The 1,259-nt window shown below is 54.8% G+C and carries 1 pseudogene; it reads left to right on the top strand.

What is annotated here, in order from left to right:
- Positions 1-83: 83 nt before the first annotated feature.
- Positions 84-1,208: pseudogene (locus B0E42_RS09310) on the top strand (IS481 family transposase).
- Positions 1,209-1,259: the final 51 nt, after the last annotated feature.

Raw genomic sequence — 1,259 nt, 5'->3', positions numbered from 1 at the left:
TGTACGGACCGGACACATGGTTGACGGGTGTGCGGGGACATGGTGGACACTTTCCAGCGAGCCAATTTCGCCGGAAAGCCATCATGCCTTGGACTACGAGAGACGCCATGAGCCTGAAACAAGAGTTCGTTGCCTTAGCACGGCAACCCGGCAGCAATAAACGTGAGCTGTGTCGACGATTCGGTATCAGCCCGCAAACAGCGTACAAGTGGCTCGAGCGCTACGAGGCGCAGGGTCAGTCTGGTTTACAAGAAAAATCCCGCAGACCAGCGACCAGCCCCAAACTGACCCAGACTGCTTTGGAGGCGCAAGTCATCGCGCTTAGGCAGGCCCATCCGGCATAGGGAGGACGCACGATTAGCTGCCTTTTGGAAAAGCGTATTGCTCCCAGCACCGTTACCAATGTCTTGCATCGGCATGGTCTGATCCAACCGTCTCAGAGGGAGCAAGCGGCAACGCTGCGATTTGAACACGACACGCCTAATGATCTTTGGCAGATGGATTTCAAAGGGCATTTTGCGCTGCAACAAGGACGATGCCACCCCCTGACCCTGCTGGATGACCATTCTCGGTTCAGCCTGGCCATTCAGGCTTGTGATAACGAACGGGGGGGCACGGTGAAGGAGAAGATGATTGAGGTTTTCCAGCGCTACGGCTTGCCGGCTCGTATCAACGTCGATAACGGCCCGCCCTGGGGCTCGCCACGCAATCCAGGGGAGATTACAGAGCTGAGTATCTGGCTGATTCGTCTGGGAATCCGAATCAGTTTCAGCCGTCCTCGACACCCCCAAACCAATGGAAAGCTTGAGCGTTTCCATCGTTCACTCAAAGCAGAAGTGCTCAATGGCCGTCAGTTTTCCACGCTAATGGATGCTCAGTCGGCTTTTGATCAATGGCGTGAAGTCTATAACCTACAACGTCCTCACCAGGCGCTGGGCTACAAGGTGCCTATGGACCGCTATCGGACCAGCCCCTGGGCGTATCCGCAGCAGTTGTCAGAGTTTGAATATGGGCCGGATGACGTGTTGGCCAAGGTTTATCACAGTCGATTTCGCTTCCAGAAACGCTACTTCAGCATCGCCAAAGGACTGGTTGGACAGCACATCGCAATACGCCCTAACGCTGAAAACGATGGCTTGTTTGACGTCTACTTCTGCCATCACTTTCTACGGACCTTCGACGTGAATAACCCTGACTACGGCGCATAATGTGTCCACTATGTCCCCGCACAGGTGTCAACCATGTGTCCGGTCCGTACA

It is taken from the genome of Pseudomonas sp. A25(2017) (assembly GCF_002001065.1).
In the GTDB taxonomy this organism is placed as follows: Bacteria; Pseudomonadota; Gammaproteobacteria; order Pseudomonadales; family Pseudomonadaceae; genus Aquipseudomonas; species Aquipseudomonas kilonensis.
Note: the sequence above shows the minus strand (reverse complement) of the source record. Positions and strands in the feature narration are given on the sequence as shown.